Here is a 14,091-nt window from a genome sequence, read left to right on the forward strand (position 1 = left end):
GTCGCGGGCCTGTCGCGCGGCTCCTCTCGGCTACTGGCCCGGCCTCCGTCCGTGCGGCCGGTACGGCTGGTTCGGTGCGAAGGCCGGGGCCGCTCCGTGCGGAACCCCGTACCGGGCGTCGTACTGGGCGGCCGCCCGAGGGGCCTGAGCACCTGCGGGCGCGTAGGCATGAGCCGCCGGGCGGGCGTAGAACTGCGGCAGAACAGGCACCGTGGCGTGCGGCCCTGCGGCGCGGGGCGGGTGAGCGGCAGCGGACGGGGCCATGACGGGGAAGACGCCGTTGGGCCGGTACGCCCCGGGAACCTGCTGATACGCCGAGGAAATTTGCCGCTGGCGGGCGGCAGCCAACTGCTGCCTCTGTACCTCGGCCATCTGCTGCTGGGCCGCGGCCATCTGCTGCCGCCGCACCTCAGCCAACTGCCGCTGGTGGGCCGCGGCCATCTGCTGCCGCTGCACCTCAGCCATCTCCTGCCGCCGCACCTCAGCCAACATCCGCTGGTACTCCGCGGCCAGTTGCTGCCGCTGTACCTCAGCCAACAGCCGCTGGTACTCCGCGGCCGCTTGCTCCACCCTCGCCCGGGCCACCAGGGGCTGTGCGAACCCGTCCATCCCCAGAGTCGCAGCCTGCTTCAACTTCGACTCCGCAATCGCTGTCCATTGCTCGGCCGTCGGGTACTCAGTCGTGGACTGGGTATCGATATGCAATGCGCGAGCACGCTGGATCCCGATGAGGTAGTGATCGGCGTACCGTCTGTCGTCAATCGCCCTGGCGGCCTCCTCGGGCCTGAGTGATTCCATCCCGTTGGATACTGCATACTCGGCCCGGAACATCCTTTCGCGGTGGTAGATCAGATCCGAGTCCGCCCCACTGGCCACTCGCGCTTTGATGTCCGCAAGGAGAAGGGCGACTTTTCCCTCTTCGGCCAGCCCGGCCTCCGCCAGTACCGCGGCGACCTTGGCATTGTCCAAAGATCCGCCCTTCGCATCGACGTGCCCTCGCTCGTCGACCAGCCGGTCGTAGAACCTGGCCAACGCGGTCACTATTCTCTTGTTCTCCATCTTTTCTTCCTCTGTCACGGAGCCATCTCTCGACGGCTCATCAATCCCGTTGGTCAACTGGTTCTACGGGCAGGGCCCTCTTCCGAGTTCAGCCTTTGGCCGAGGGGTTCGGCGCCGGATATCAGCGCCCTCCTCTGCCGCGCGAGTCGCGGGCAGGCCAGGAGTAGGCAGACGGCGACACTTCCGGAGCGCGGCGAGTGACGCCAGCCGCAGGGGCCCTCGTGGGCGAGGCACTCCGCAGCGCCGCTGCCACCGCCGTTCCCGTTGCCGCGTGAGCCTGGACGCGGGCGCCAGCGGGGGCGGGCCCGGGCGCCATGGGCCGTTCGCCCGACAAAAGCTGCCTTATGTAACGCTCGCTCTGTGTATTTTCGGAATAGCGACTTTCTGCTTTCGCCACCGAGTCGCGCATGGTCTCCAGTGCGCTCCCCAGTTCCTTGCTCCGCTCCAGCAGCCCATGGGTCAGGTCATCAACAAAATGACTCATCGCCGATTTGTCCGGACCCAGTCTCATCCCCTCAGCTATGAGACTTTGCATCTCGCCCACATTGCTCCGGACGCCATCATAAATCGAGTCCATGTCATTTACGGCAGACCCCAAGGCTTCCGCGAACTCGCGCCCGCCCGCCTCACTCGGACCTCCCGGGAGACCGCTTATCGCAATCCCTTGAAGAAGTACATCCCGACGCCGCCCGGCCTGGCCCATCTCTTTCCTGCACATCTCACTCATTCTTACGAACTCCCGATGGGCGGCGGCAAATTCCTGCTGCGCAACATACTCATTGATATGATCGCCAGCTTGTTTGTAAAATCGGGACCACCCTTCGTCGACAGGCCTCATCCCTTTCGAGAGAGACAAGTTGCGCTCTTCCTGACGCATACGCGCGGCCAATTTATCGGTCACATACCACATCGCGTCCTCCGGAATCACCAGTTTCTCCGAGAACAGCTCTCTCGCCGTAAGCGGGCCAGGCCGGCGGCTGTACGCGTACACGGCATCGACGACTTCGTCCAGGTACGCCATCTCTCTCCTTCTCACGAGGGACCTCGTCCGCCCCTGGCGTTCCCGAGGCTCATCGGGTGCTACGGCACACGCCGCCCCGCGCGTTCACTCGTCGGCGTCACGCCTGCTCACGAGCACATCCCGCGAGTGACGGTGCACCGGAGGGGGCAGGAAGGGGGTGGCGCGGAACGCCCGAAGCCTGACGGGCGCCGGCGTGCACGATCCGTAGACCAGTCCTCAACGGGACATATACGGGCGACTGGTTGCCTTGACCGGGAAATGGCCCTGCCGAACTCGGCGGTCGCGCCGCGGATTCTCCCCGCGGGCTGCCGCGCCGCCCCTCGCCATGCGATGAGTCGGGTTCCGGCATGCCGACGTTCCGCAACAGAAATCCGGTCACGATGAACACGCATGCCACGGCCCTCGGAAACCGCGAACTCGGTTCCGACCTGCTGGACGCCCTGATGGCCGAGCACTCCCCCGCCGTCATCGCCTACGCGGAGAGGATTCTCCGGGACCGGTATCTGGCGGAGGACATCGCCCAGGAGGCGTTCATCCGGGCCTGGCCGCACACGGAGCGGCTCTGTTCCACCGCCGGTTCCATCCGCGGCTGGCTGCTGACCGTGACCCGGAATCTGATCATCGACCGGTCACGCAGTTCCATGGCACGCAACGAGGTGGTCGGAGCCGGCGAAATGCTCGGGGCGGGCGCCGAGGAGACCACGGCGCCGGATCACGCCGAATCCGTCGCCACCTCCATGGAAACCCTCGCACTGCTGCACGGTCTGACCCGTGAACACCGGGAAGTCGTTCTCCATCTCTATGTGTTCGAGCACAGTGTGCAAGAAACCGCCGAACTGATCGGGATACCGGTCGGCACCGTGAAATCCCGTCACCACTACGCGCTCAACGCCCTCAGATCGAGACTTGCCGGCGAAGGGAACACGGCGGTGCGAAGAAAGTGCGCGACACGGTGACCCTGATCGGCTCCGGAACCGTTGCTTCTTATATGTATGGCATGGAATGGACCGAACTTGTCGAACTGCTGCTCCGCCGCCGCGTGGCCGCCTTCGAAGAGAGCCGCCTCACGGACACCGCGTCGGCGCACGACTGGCGACGGGCCCGTGCCGCCGCCGAGGCCGCGATCCGGCACGCGGTGCGGCGCCGTGAACGCGTGGTCCTGGTCTCGGATGTGGTGCGCCAGGCCCAGGAGCAGTTCATGCTGCGGCTGTCGACCGCCATGGCCTCGCTCGTCCTCAGGGAACGGATCGCCGCGCACCGCGGGCTCATGACCGACGCCACGGACCGCTGAGCGGCCCCCGCCGGACGCGGACGTGACGGCGGCCTGGCCCCGAAAACGCGGGCCAGGCCAGGGAGTTCATCCACAGGTCGTCGGACAGGGGTCACTCATCACCGGCCGGTCGACCGGTGACCCTGGGTGCTCGTTTCAGACTGCCACTTCCACGTACTGCTCGCCCTGGTCGTTCTCCACGGCCACGGATTTCACCTGGTCCATGGGTACGGCCGCGAAGCCCGTGAGTTCCAGGCCCTCCCCGTCGGCTGTCTGTTTCTGCTCCCCCACGACCCAACTGCCCGCGATCTCCCGCTCACCCGTCTCGGAGAGGACAACCAGCCGGCACTTCTCGCCAGGCTGAAGACCGCTGACCGCGGCATTGAGCCGGACCCATCCCGCGGCGGGTGTCAGGCTGACCTTCATCGCCGCGTTCGTGGTCGCGTCCGTCGCGGAAGCCGTCACGCCCCCGTCCGGGGCCGCCGGACCGGACCGGGAGGCAATCGTCTTGGACGGGTTCTGCGCCTGGCCCGCGACGAAGCCGCCGCCGAGCAGCACACCGGCCAGACACGCGGCGGCGAGACCGACCACAAGGGTCCGGCGCCGCCGGGTGACCGCATGCTCCTCCCGGACCTGCCGCAATGTGCGGTGGAGGAGCAGTTCGCCGTCGTCCGGTGGGCCCTCCAGGAAGAACTCGGGTGGCACCTCACCGAGTTCGGCCTCAAGCGCCCTCAGATCAGCCAGCTCCACTTGACACGCCTCACACGCCTCGATCTGTTCCTCGAGCCCGGATCGCGCGTCGGCGTCGAGGAGGCCCAGGGCATGGGCACCGAGGAGTCCGTCATGGGAGTGCTCCTGCGCGGTCACGCTGCCACCTTCCGAAGCTGAACGTCACTGCCGGGCTTGCCCACGTACACCTTACGGAGGGCTTTCAGAGCGTGATGGGCACGGGACTTGACGGTACCTTCCGGGATGCCGAGCCGTACCGCGGCCTCGGCCGCGCTGCGCCCGTGGTAGTAGACCTCCATCAGAACATTGCGGTGGTCGGCCTTGAGCTGGGCGAGCGCCTCCATCAGGACGACCGACTCGACGACGTTGTCCGCGTGGTCCTGCTGGACCGGCACCGTCGCCTCGCTCTCCCCCACCTCCGTCGGACGGGCGGTCTTGGCGCGATAGCGATCCGCCACGAGGTTGCGCGTCACCGTGATCAGCCAACCCCGCAGTGACGCACGGGGGTTGGAGACGACTTCGGGATGGCGCCAGGCACGGATCAGTGTCTCCTGGACCACATCCTCCGCGATCAGCCGATCACCGGTCAGACGTGTCGCGTACGCCAACAGGGCTTTGCCGTGCTCCGCGTAGAGAGCCCTGATGACCGCTTCGTGACTTGTGGCTTTTGTGGCACGCGGCCGCAGTATCGCCATTCACTGTCTCCCATGTGTCCCCGCTGGTTTGGTAGACACACCGAGCTGAACACCCTCCGGGTTCAACGGACGTTCGTGACATGGATCACCGGCCAACTTCCCTTCGTGGAGCGCTGGTTGCGTCGCACCGAGCTGCGCCTGTCGAGGCGGGCAAGGAGTCGCGACGAGGCAGCGGGAGACACCGGTCAGGTCTCGGACGGAACGGAGAAGAGGCACGAAGAAGCACACAACCGTCAGGCCCTGTCCGGCAGATCTTCGCGGGCCGACGGCTCGAAACGGCGCCGTGGCCCGCTCCGCAGGCGAATATCGGAGTCGGGCCACGGCCTTCCCGCCCGGGCGGGAGGGGCCGGGGCGGGGCTGGATGCCGAGAAGCGCGCGCCACCGTCCGCTACGGGGGATGCGGCCAGTGGTTCACCTCGGCGAACCCGGCATCCATGCGCTACTACGGCGGCCAGGTCGGCGGCAGTTCGATTCCCACCGCACAAGGCCGGAAATCACCGCTTGGCCGAATACCGATCAGGCCCACGCGCCCCGCGCCCCGCCCAGCGCGCCATGCGCCCGGCCTCGCCCCCGCGCCGGGCGGCCCCGCGCTGCCGCCACGGCGGGTCACGCCGCGCCGCTTCTGCGCCCTTTGCGGAGAAGAGTGAACTCACCTTCCGCGCCCCGCCGTAGGTGTCGGTAGAAGGCAGCCGATCTCGACGGAGCGCATGGTGAACAACACGTACCCCCGGCACCGGCCCAAGGCGGAGCGCGGGCTTCCCGCGTCACGCCGGCACTTCCTCACGGTCCTCGGTGCCGCCGCCGTCGGGCTGCCGCTGCTCGGAGCGTGCGGCACAGCCCAGGGCGGCTCGGCGGCGGCCACGGACCACCGGGGCCCGTCGGGCGGCGCGCCGCCCCGGGTCCGGGTGTCCCAGGCGGCCCGTCCGGGGAACGGGGTGAAGCGGACCTCGTTCCCGATCACCGCGGTCGGCCTCACCTGGACCGGCTCCCCGCGTGGTGTGCGGCTACGGCTGATCGACCGCGACGGCGAGCCCGGCGGCTGGCAGTACGTGACCGCCGGATGCCCGTGCGGCAAGGACGCCGGGATCCAACGTACGAAGTCGGCCACACCGCCGAACCGGACGCTCGTACCGGCCCACGGCACCTACGGCTACCAGCTCGACGTCGACTCCGGAGTGAAGGTCACCGAGGCGATCGCCATCGACGCCGGACGCCTCGTCCCGGAGCGGCGCCCCGCCCCGTCCCGCACGCCGGCTAGGAGCACCCCGTCGACTGCACCCGCCGCACCCGCCGTATCCGGGCCCCCGGCCGCCCCCGCTTTCCCGCCGACCGATCTGGTCCTCCGGGCCGCCTGGGGCGCCGACGAGGCGAAGCGGCTCACCGCGGACGGCCGGGAGTCGTCGCCCACCAGCTTCTCCCGGGCGCAGATGATCACCGTCCACCACACCGCCACACCCCTGGACGACCCCGACCCCGCCGCCACCGTACGCGCGATCTATGAGCAGCACGCCGTCTCCAACGACTGGGGAGACATCGGCTACAACTTCCTGATCGACGGTCAGGGACTCATCTACGAGGGCCGGTACAGCGGTGCGGACGGGATAGCCGCACACAACACACGCAACGAGGTCGTCACCGCCTTCCACACCTTCGGCTTCAATCCCGGGAACATCGGCATCGCCCTGCTGGGGGACTTCAGCAACGAGCAGCCGCCGCCCCGGATGCGTGACTCCCTGGTCCGGCTGACGGCCTCCCTCGCGGCACGGCACGAGCTGGATCCGCTGGCCGACATCACCTACCGCAGCCCCACCAGCGGCAAGTCCGCCACCGGACCCGCCCTCGGCGGCCACCAGGACTGGACGTCCACCGAGTGCCCGGGCTCGGCCGCGTATCTTGACCTCCCGGAGGCCCGCGAGCGGGCGGCCCGGCTCACCGGCTGACCGCACCACCCGACTCCCCGTTCCCCTCACACCCCCACGTGCCGACTGGCCGCCTCCGCCCCGGCCCCCACCTCCGGCACCGGCCGTCGGCGGCCGGTGATACGGCGCAGCAGTGTCTCCGCAGGACCGTGCCGCAGGTGAGCCATATGCCGGGCGGTGAAGGCGAGTTGGGCCGCCCAGAGGGCCAGGCAGCCGCAGGCCAGCGCGGCCGGGCCGACGGTGCCGTACAGGGCGAGGCCGTAGCCGGTGAAGACGAAGGCCAGGATGCCGGACTGGAGGAGGTAGTGCGTCAGGGACATACGGCCGGCCGGTGCCAGGAACCCGGCGATCCTCCGGCCGAACCTGCCGTGCAGCAGCGACAGCAGTACGGTCGCGTAGGCGGCGCTGAGCGCGGGCGCGGTGAGGATGTCGACCACCTGGCCGAGGTAGTAGAAGCGCGCGTCGAACGGGCCGTACGTGCACATCGCCGTCAGGACCCCGCCCGGCAGGCCGATCAGGAGGCCGCCGGCGAGCACGCGCCTGCGCACCGCGGACGCGGCTGAGAAGCGCGCGGCGTCCAGCCACCCCAGCCTGCCTGCGGCGAGGCCGGTCAGCATGGCGGCGAGGAGATGCGGGCCGTAGAGAAGCGCGCCGGCGAACGCCTGCCGGTAGGCGGCGAGGTTGGCGTGGACGACCATGAGAGGACCGCCCCGGTACCGCGCGCTCTGCCGCGCCTCCACCGCGCCGGCGGCGGCCTGCCCGGTGTCCTCCAGCCCCAGCGCCAGTACGGCGATGACGAGGAAGACCGCGGTCGTCAGGACGACCAGGGCCACGGCCGTCCACAGCAGGGCCCGCGCACCCAGCCCCCGTACCGCGAAAAGGACCAGGCCGAGAACCGCGTAGGTCATGAGGATGTCGCCGGGGTAGAGCAGGACCGCGTGGGCCAGGCCCAGCAGGAACAGTCCCAGGAGGCGACGGGCGTGACGGCGGGCGAAGGGCACTCCGTCGCCGTCCGCCGCCGCCTCCTGGAAGACAAAGCTGTAGCCGAACAGGAACGCGAAGAGCAGATAGAACTTCGTCGTGAACAGGGCCGTCACCAGCCAGGCGGCCGCCCGGTCCCACGGTTGTGTGCCGGCGCCCTCCGCCAGGATCCACGCGCCCGCGATCACCGGGGCGTTGACCACGCAGATACCGAGCAGCGCGAACCCCCGCAGCGCGTCGATCTGCGGGAGCCGGGACACCCGCACGAGCGGCACTCCCCCACCAGCCGTCATGGGCTTGCTTCCTCGGGTCCGGGGATTGATGGATGTACGAGTCGGACGGCCGGCGCCGGGCACCGTCAGGGTTCCTCGATCGGGGGTGACTCCTTCGGCCGGTGCTGGCCCGGCTTGCAGCCCGCGAAGATGCCCGAAGGGTCGCGCAGGGAGTTCATCGCGGGAGTCAGGAAGTCCCGGTGCCACATGGCGGGGCCGGTCAGCGGCGCCAGGCTCCCGGTGAGGTCCTGCCAGGCCATCCAGAGGCCGTACAACTGCCCGATGGCTTCGGTGTGTTCGTACCAGCGCGGGCACCAGGGGGCGGTGGAGGAGATCTCCCGGCCGTAGACCGGCAGCAGCAGCCCGTGCACCCACTGTGCGAGGTCGGCCACGGCCGCGCCGTACTCCTCGCCCGTCTTGTAGAGGATGAACGGCGGGTCGTCCGAGGAGGTGGGGGTCGTACGGGTGGGGGCCGGGGGAAGTTCCGGAAGCGCCCCAGACGGGGGTTCGACCGACAGATCGGCAGACAGACTGGCCAGCAGATCGGCCAGCGGATCGGCTTGGGGATCGGCCGTCGGATCGCCTGCCGGATCGCCTGCCGGCTCAGCGGAGGGGTCAGCGAAGAGGTCAGCGTAGGAGTCGGCCATGGGATCGGCAACGGGGTCGGCCGATGAACGGGCCGGGTCGTCGACCGGTTCATCGCCCCGGGCGTCGGCCGGGTCGTCGACCGGGGCGTCGGCCGGGTCCTCCGCCGCTACGGTGGCCGCGTCGCCCGGCTCCATGAGCGGCGCGGCGCGCACCCACCCCCCGGTGTCCCAGGCCCCCGTCCCCTCGGCGTCCACGTCCACGTGCACGTCCGTGTCCACGTCACTGTTCGATGCCATGTCCTGTCGTGTCCCCTCTTCTTCTCCCGCTCAGGGCGCTTCCGGGTACGCCGAACACCGGGGCGGTGTCGACGATCGGGGGAGCCGAGGACGTGTGCGTATGCCTCGCCGTTCGGGCGGGGGTGGCATGTGAGCGTGTGGCCGGAGGAAGGTCGTCCGCCTCCGTGAGCTCCCCACGGCAACCACCTACGGCTGCGGGCCCTCGCTCAGTTCAATCCCGCACCTGACCGGTCGGAACGGAACGGAATAGAACGGAATGGCACGGAACGAGGGCAGGCACGCCGACGCCCGCCCAGGTGTTCCCGGAGCGGGAACATCGACACCTGGTGCGGGCGGCATCGTCGGGAAGCGGAGTCGGCGCGGTCGCGTTCATCCGTCTTCAGGGGCACCCTCTGCGAAGAGATCCGCCGACGACGCGGCGACTTCGTGCCAGAAGTCGATGATCAGGCGCTCGAACCGCAGTCCCAGCTCCAATGTGGCTTTCTGCGGAGAGCCGGACGGGAGCGTTCCGGAGGTCACAAGCTCTTGGTAAACCGCGAGTCGCCCTTCGTGGGCCCGAATCTGCTCGGTGGCAAGTCGGCCGATGGCGTCTGCTGCATCTGCATCACCTGCATCACCCGAATCCGCATCGCCGTTTCCATCGGCGTCTTCGACTCCTCCCAGCGGCTGAAAATAGAGCCTGAGCAGCCCTTCATCGTGGATTTCGGTGACCGCCGACGTTGGAGCAGCGAGCCATTGCTGTAGCTCGTGTCGCCCCTTGTCGGTCAGGGAGAGAGTGCGGCGGCGACGCCCACCCTCCTCCTGGCGCTCGATGACCAGTCCGCGCCGCACCAGCCGCGCGGCTTCCGCGTACAACTGCGAGCGGGGGAAGGCCCAGAAGTGGCCGATGGTCTGGCGGATGTTCTGGTCGAGCTGGTATGGAGTCGCGTCGTTGTGCCTGCTCAGCAGGCCGAGCACGACATAGCCGCTCATGGGAAGCGTGGATGGCATCACTGCCCTCCTTCTGGTTCAGACGCCCTGACACTCGACGTTCCAAACGGGATCGTCCACACCGTACCGTAATTCTTGTCGGTCGATGGGGGACCGGAATGGAACGAGCATCACCGCGACCTCAGGGCGAGCGTTGTCGATCCGTGAACGTGAAGACTCGTAATTTCTCGCTATTGCTCGCCATTTACTGAGCCCGCACGGCACACCAAAGCCATTCGCGAATGTGGACCGGGACCAAAACGCATCCCGGTCGGGTCATCGACGGCCTCGCGCCGATAACCCGACCGGAAGAGGCAGCGGAACAGGCCGGACGCCAATCAAGCAGGTGGAGCCAGCCGTTACTTCTTTTTCTTCCCTGCCTCCAGGCGCTCGGCCGAAGTCTCACCACGTCGGCCGACCGGCACGTGACCGGTCGCCGCGCCGAGGCCGTACGCGGGCATGTCGACGTACACGGTCTCGTAGTTGCCTGCCTGGACGATGTACGTCTCGTGCCAGATACCCACGGCCTGCTTGCCGTTACGGGCCCGACGGTTGAACGCCGCCCATGCCGGCCGGTGCTGCTTGTCCTGCTGATACGCGTAGGCGAGGAGTCGTTCCTTGTCCGCCCAATACTGGACGATATAGAAGTCTCTCGGGCTGCCGTAGAGAATCTTGAAGCCGAGGAGGCCGCTGTCCTTGTCTTCGGACAGTTCCCGCAGCATGCGAGGCATGGACCTCAGGGCCGGCAGCCAACTGGATATCGCGCGCAGGCGGTTGAGGCGCAGGCCGATATGGAAGACGACGATGTCCCCCTCAACCGCTGCGGTGTTACGGCCGGGCACTATCTGTACGGACATGGTTTTCCTTCGACGTGAACGCCCTCGTGGGGCGGCGACGGTACGGGGACGACAACCGCTGAGGGGCCGGCCTGCCCGGGGGTACAGGCCGGCGCCTCTCCGCTGTCCAGAAGCCCACAGGGCAGCAAGGTGCCCAGGCGCCGCCGAACGTAGCGGGCGTAACAGTCAGTTCCTCGGGAGGAGGCTCCAGTCGAGGTCCTACCGCCATCGCCATGACAGTGAGACCCCCATTCCTTGCTACGCCCCCGAGCCCCTGGACCGTTCAAAGTCCGGCTCCCGGAGGCGCGCCGCGCCCCTTCGATGGGGCGGTGAGGGCGCCCGGTATCGATGTGCGCGGTGGGCTACTTGGTGGTTGCCGCGTCTTCGATGAGGCGGGTGACGGCGTCGGGGCTGGTGAGGGTCGCGGCGTGGGGGGCCTTGGCCTTGACGGTGCGGGCGTGGGCGCGGTCGGCCATGTACTTCTGTGCGGCCGGCGGGAGGGTGTTGTCGTCGGTGGCGATGAGGTAGTAGGAGGGGATGGTCTTCCAGGCGGGGGTGCCGGAGGGCTCGCCGAGGGCCTGGGGGGTGATGGGGCGCTGGCTCGCGGCGAGTGCGGCGGCGGTCTTCCTGCTGAGGGTGTTGCTGAGGAAGACGTCGCGGTATTTGTCGGGCTTGATGTAGAGGTCGATGCCGGTGCTGCCGTCGGGCTGGGTGAAGGGTATGGCGTTGAGGGCCGTGGGGACAGGGGCGTCGGGGTCGTCGGAGAGATGGCTGCCGGGGAACTTGGCGCCCAGGGCGGAGGCGCTCTCTCCCTTGTCGGGGGCGAAGGCCGCGACGTAGACCAGGGCCCTGACGTTGGGGTTGTCCGTGGCCGCGTTGGTGATGACAGCGCCGCCGTAGGAGTGCCCGACCAGGACGACGGGGCCGTTGATGGTCTTGAGGTAGTCGGCCAGGTATCTGGCGTCGCTGCTCAGTCCGCGCAGCGGGTTGGCCGGAGCGGTGACGGTGTAGCCGTCCGCCTGGAGGCGCTCTGTCACCCCGTTCCAGCTCGACGCGTCGGCCCAGGCACCGTGGACGAGAACGACGGTGGGCTTGAGGCGGTTGCTCGGCGAGTGCCCGACGGCTGTCGCGGAACCGGACATGGCCAGCGGGCCGGCCGCGAGAGCCACGCCGGCGACACCCGTTACGGCCAGGATGGCGGAACGACGATTGAGCATGACATATCTCCAAGTCAGTGGAAGCTGCGCGCCCTGGGAGAGGGACTCTCACAGCGGTTTCTCTTCGCGTTGCCGGACGGTCGGGGGTTGTAGCCGCTGTGCCGGTTACTCCCGACCGCCAAGATCGACGGTACAGGATGGACGGTCGCTGCTGGAATATTGAGATCTAGACCGTCTGAACAGGGAGACAGCCGACGCAACACCCCACACGCCCGGGCACGCACCAGGCAGCAACCCCCAGGGGCGAGAAGCCACTTCGAGAACGGGACGGGGACACGCCCTACGGCGAATTGGGCGCCCACCGGCTGAGCCCATTCATCAACCGCGACTGGGCTTTCACGCCAGGCGTCGTTACGGTCGCCCACGACCGGCCAACCAACGGCACGCCACCGGCTTCAGAGCCACCGAACAGCAAAAGGCCCAGGTCAGAAGGGATCTGACCTGGGCCTTGAATGAGCCGCCTTCGGGATTCGAACCCGAGACCTACGCATTACGAGTGCGTTGCTCTGGCCAACTGAGCTAAGGCGGCAGGCCGTGTGGACCATGGTGTGGTCTGCGGCGCCGCCAAGTCTACACAGTTTCCAGGGGTGCTCCGTACACCCCTGGGGCGGGGGTCTTTGTGCAGGTCAGGAGCACTTCTTGGCGGGAGGGGGAGGGGTGCCCTCCAGGAGGTAGGTGTTGATCGCCGTGTCGATGCAGTCGCTGCCGCGGCCGTAGGCCGTGTGGCCGTCGCCGTCGTACGTGAGCAGGGTGCCGGAGGAGAGCTGGGTGGCGAGGGACTGGGCCCATTTGTAAGGGGTGGCCGGGTCGCGGGTGGTGCCGACCACGACGATCGGCGCCGCGCCCTTCGCCTCGATGCGGTGGGGGGTGCCGGTGGCCTTGGTGGGCCAGTACGCGCAGTTCAGGGACGCCCAGGCGAGGCCCTTGCCGAAGACCGGGGAGGCCTGTTCGAAGGCGGGGAGGGCCTGGGTGACCTCTTCGGGGCTGGTGAAGGCGGCTGGAAGGTCCAGGCAGTTCACGGCGGAGTTGGCGTACATCAGATTGGCGTACGAGCCATCGCTCTCGCGCTCGTAGTACGAGTCGGCGAGCGCCAGGAGTGCGGAGCCGTCGCCGTCCATGGCCGAGGCGAGGGCTTCGCGGAGCTGGGGCCAGGCGGACTCGTCGTACATCGCGGCGATCACGCCCGTCGTGGCGAGGGACTCGCCCAGTGGGCGGCTCTCGCCGGTGGGAACCGGCTTGGCATCCAGCGTCAGGAAGAAGGCCTTCATCCGGGCCGAGACCTCGGCCGCGGTTGTGTTGCCGAGGGGACAGTCCGGCTGCTGGATGCAGTCCTGGGCGAAGGACTGGAAGGCTGTCTCGAAGCCTGCCGTCTGGTCACGGTTCAGGTCGCGGGCAGGCAGGGAGGGGTCCATCGCGCCGTCGAGGACGAGGCGACCGGTGCGCTGCGGGAACAGTTCGGCGTACGTCGCGCCCAGAAAGGTGCCGTACGAGGCGCCGACGTACGACAGCTTCTTGTCGCCCAGCACGGCACGGAAGATGTCCATGTCACGGGCGGCCTCGACCGTGGAGACATGCGGCAGGATCCCGGGGGACCGCTTCTCGCAGCCCTGCGCGAACTTCTTGAACGACGCGGCCAGCAGCCCGCTCTCGGTCTGGTCGTCGGGGGTCTGGTCGACCTGCGTGTACGCGTCCATCTCCGGGCCGGTGAGGCACTCGATGGGCTCGCTGCGGGCGACACCGCGCGGGTCGATGGCCGCCACGTCGTACTGGGCTCGGACCGGGGCCGGATAGCCGATGCCCGCGTACCCCTGGAGGTAGCCGATCGCCGAGCCGCCGGGGCCGCCCGGGTTGACCAGGAGGGAGCCGAGGCGCTTGCCGGGGCCGGTGGCCTTCTTGCGGGAGACGGCCAGCTCGATCTCGGTGCCGTCCGGCTTCGCGTAGTCGAGCGGGGCTTTCATCGTGGCGCACTGGAAACCCGGGGCCCCGCACGAACGCCACTTCAGCTTCTGGTCGTAGAACTTCTTCAGCGCCGCCGAATCCGGCGCCGACGAACCCGAGGCACGCGATTCCGGGGCCGCCGAGCCCGGGGCCGGAGTGCAGCCGAAGATCAGTAGACCGGCCGCGGCCAACGCGGTGGCGGTGGCACGGAACAGACGCCTGTTGTCCATTCCGGGAGCCTAGCCGCCGGATGGCGTACGCCGCCTGTCGGTACTCGTACGGGTGAATAGACCGCTCATCG

13 protein-coding genes and 1 tRNA gene are annotated in these 14,091 nt (G+C 68.6%); 3 read left to right on the forward strand and 11 right to left on the reverse strand.

The window, feature by feature from the left end; translation table 11 throughout:
• Window positions 1-30: 30 nt before the first annotated feature.
• Both KQY30_RS15370 and KQY30_RS15375 read right to left on the reverse strand, forming a co-directional pair.
• On the reverse strand, window positions 31-1,077 hold the full coding sequence (locus tag KQY30_RS15370; RefSeq protein ID WP_217307304.1) for a hypothetical protein: 1,047 nt from the start codon (window positions 1,075-1,077) through the stop codon (window positions 31-33).
• A gap of 103 nt (window positions 1,078-1,180) precedes the next feature.
• Complete coding sequence (locus KQY30_RS15375) at window positions 1,181-2,080, reverse strand: hypothetical protein (protein ID WP_217307306.1); 900 nt, start codon at window positions 2,078-2,080, stop codon at window positions 1,181-1,183.
• Window positions 2,081-2,427: 347 nt separating this feature from the next.
• Here KQY30_RS15375 and KQY30_RS15380 point away from each other — a divergent pair, with 347 nt between their 5' ends.
• The gene (locus KQY30_RS15380) at window positions 2,428-3,036 is read left to right on the forward strand and encodes a sigma-70 family RNA polymerase sigma factor (protein ID WP_254407139.1); all 609 of its coding nucleotides are present in this window, start codon (window positions 2,428-2,430) and stop codon (window positions 3,034-3,036) included.
• A 41-nt stretch (window positions 3,037-3,077) separates the two neighbouring features.
• Complete coding sequence (locus KQY30_RS15385) at window positions 3,078-3,371, forward strand: hypothetical protein (RefSeq protein WP_217307307.1); 294 nt, start codon at window positions 3,078-3,080, stop codon at window positions 3,369-3,371.
• Between the two features lie 135 nt (window positions 3,372-3,506).
• Here KQY30_RS15385 and KQY30_RS15390 read toward each other — a convergent pair whose 3' ends face one another.
• Both KQY30_RS15390 and KQY30_RS15395 read right to left on the reverse strand, forming a co-directional pair.
• Window positions 3,507-4,217, reverse strand: coding sequence for a DUF3379 domain-containing protein (locus KQY30_RS15390; RefSeq protein ID WP_217307308.1), 711 nt, complete (start codon window positions 4,215-4,217; stop codon window positions 3,507-3,509).
• Window positions 4,214-4,774 (reverse strand): sigma-70 family RNA polymerase sigma factor, encoded by a 561-nt coding sequence (locus tag KQY30_RS15395; RefSeq protein ID WP_217307309.1) that lies wholly within the window; start codon window positions 4,772-4,774, stop codon window positions 4,214-4,216. Before KQY30_RS15395 ends, KQY30_RS15390 begins: the two co-directional genes overlap by 4 nt.
• Window positions 4,775-5,481: 707 nt before the next feature.
• Between KQY30_RS15395 and KQY30_RS15400 the strand changes: the two genes are divergently transcribed.
• Entirely contained in the window at window positions 5,482-6,714 is a 1,233-nt protein-coding gene (locus KQY30_RS15400) for a peptidoglycan recognition family protein (RefSeq protein WP_217307310.1), read from the forward strand.
• Between the two features lie 26 nt (window positions 6,715-6,740).
• On the opposite strand, the gene KQY30_RS15405 is transcribed toward KQY30_RS15400, so the two are convergent.
• The 7 genes from KQY30_RS15405 to KQY30_RS15435 form a co-directional block, all read right to left on the reverse strand.
• Window positions 6,741-7,967: a DUF418 domain-containing protein gene (locus KQY30_RS15405; RefSeq protein ID WP_217307311.1), complete on the reverse strand. Its 1,227-nt coding sequence runs from the start codon at window positions 7,965-7,967 to the stop codon at window positions 6,741-6,743.
• Between the two features lie 65 nt (window positions 7,968-8,032).
• On the reverse strand, window positions 8,033-8,830 hold the full coding sequence (locus KQY30_RS37435) for a DUF4913 domain-containing protein (protein WP_367997421.1): 798 nt from the start codon (window positions 8,828-8,830) through the stop codon (window positions 8,033-8,035).
• A gap of 369 nt (window positions 8,831-9,199) precedes the next feature.
• Complete coding sequence (locus KQY30_RS15415; RefSeq protein WP_217307312.1) at window positions 9,200-9,820, reverse strand: PadR family transcriptional regulator; 621 nt, start codon at window positions 9,818-9,820, stop codon at window positions 9,200-9,202.
• 338 nt (window positions 9,821-10,158) lie between these two features.
• Complete coding sequence (locus KQY30_RS15420; RefSeq protein WP_217307313.1) at window positions 10,159-10,656, reverse strand: DUF4188 domain-containing protein; 498 nt, start codon at window positions 10,654-10,656, stop codon at window positions 10,159-10,161.
• A gap of 341 nt (window positions 10,657-10,997) precedes the next feature.
• Window positions 10,998-11,852, reverse strand: a complete 855-nt coding sequence (locus KQY30_RS15425) for an alpha/beta fold hydrolase (protein WP_217307314.1) — start codon at window positions 11,850-11,852, stop codon at window positions 10,998-11,000.
• Between the two features lie 455 nt (window positions 11,853-12,307).
• Window positions 12,308-12,381: transfer RNA gene (locus KQY30_RS15430), tRNA-Thr, on the reverse strand.
• Between the two features lie 97 nt (window positions 12,382-12,478).
• Window positions 12,479-14,020, reverse strand: a complete 1,542-nt coding sequence (locus KQY30_RS15435) for an alpha/beta hydrolase (protein WP_217307315.1) — start codon at window positions 14,018-14,020, stop codon at window positions 12,479-12,481.
• Between the last annotated feature and the right edge of the window lie 71 nt (window positions 14,021-14,091).

This window comes from Streptomyces sp. GMY02 (assembly GCF_019056675.1).
In the GTDB taxonomy this organism is placed as follows: domain Bacteria; phylum Actinomycetota; class Actinomycetes; order Streptomycetales; family Streptomycetaceae; genus Streptomyces; species Streptomyces odonnellii.

Bases quoted from the DNA above. Each gene is read 5' to 3' on its own strand.
- KQY30_RS15395 (WP_217307309.1), bottom strand. From the start codon at position 4,774: ATGGCGATACTGCGGCCGCGTGCCACAAAAGCCACAAGTCACGAAGCG.
- KQY30_RS15425 (WP_217307314.1), bottom strand. From the start codon at position 11,852: ATGCTCAATCGTCGTTCCGCCATCCTGGCCGTAACGGGTGTCGCCGGC.
- KQY30_RS15405 (WP_217307311.1), bottom strand. From the start codon at position 7,967: ATGACGGCTGGTGGGGGAGTGCCGCTCGTGCGGGTGTCCCGGCTCCCG.
- KQY30_RS15400 (WP_217307310.1), top strand. From the start codon at position 5,482: ATGGTGAACAACACGTACCCCCGGCACCGGCCCAAGGCGGAGCGCGGG.
- KQY30_RS15415 (WP_217307312.1), bottom strand. From the start codon at position 9,820: ATGCCATCCACGCTTCCCATGAGCGGCTATGTCGTGCTCGGCCTGCTG.
- KQY30_RS15380 (WP_254407139.1), top strand. From the start codon at position 2,428: ATGCCGACGTTCCGCAACAGAAATCCGGTCACGATGAACACGCATGCC.
- KQY30_RS15375 (WP_217307306.1), bottom strand. From the start codon at position 2,080: ATGGCGTACCTGGACGAAGTCGTCGATGCCGTGTACGCGTACAGCCGC.
- KQY30_RS37435 (WP_367997421.1), bottom strand. From the start codon at position 8,830: ATGGCATCGAACAGTGACGTGGACACGGACGTGCACGTGGACGTGGAC.
- KQY30_RS15435 (WP_217307315.1), bottom strand. From the start codon at position 14,020: ATGGACAACAGGCGTCTGTTCCGTGCCACCGCCACCGCGTTGGCCGCG.
- KQY30_RS15420 (WP_217307313.1), bottom strand. From the start codon at position 10,656: ATGTCCGTACAGATAGTGCCCGGCCGTAACACCGCAGCGGTTGAGGGG.
- KQY30_RS15385 (WP_217307307.1), top strand. From the start codon at position 3,078: ATGGAATGGACCGAACTTGTCGAACTGCTGCTCCGCCGCCGCGTGGCC.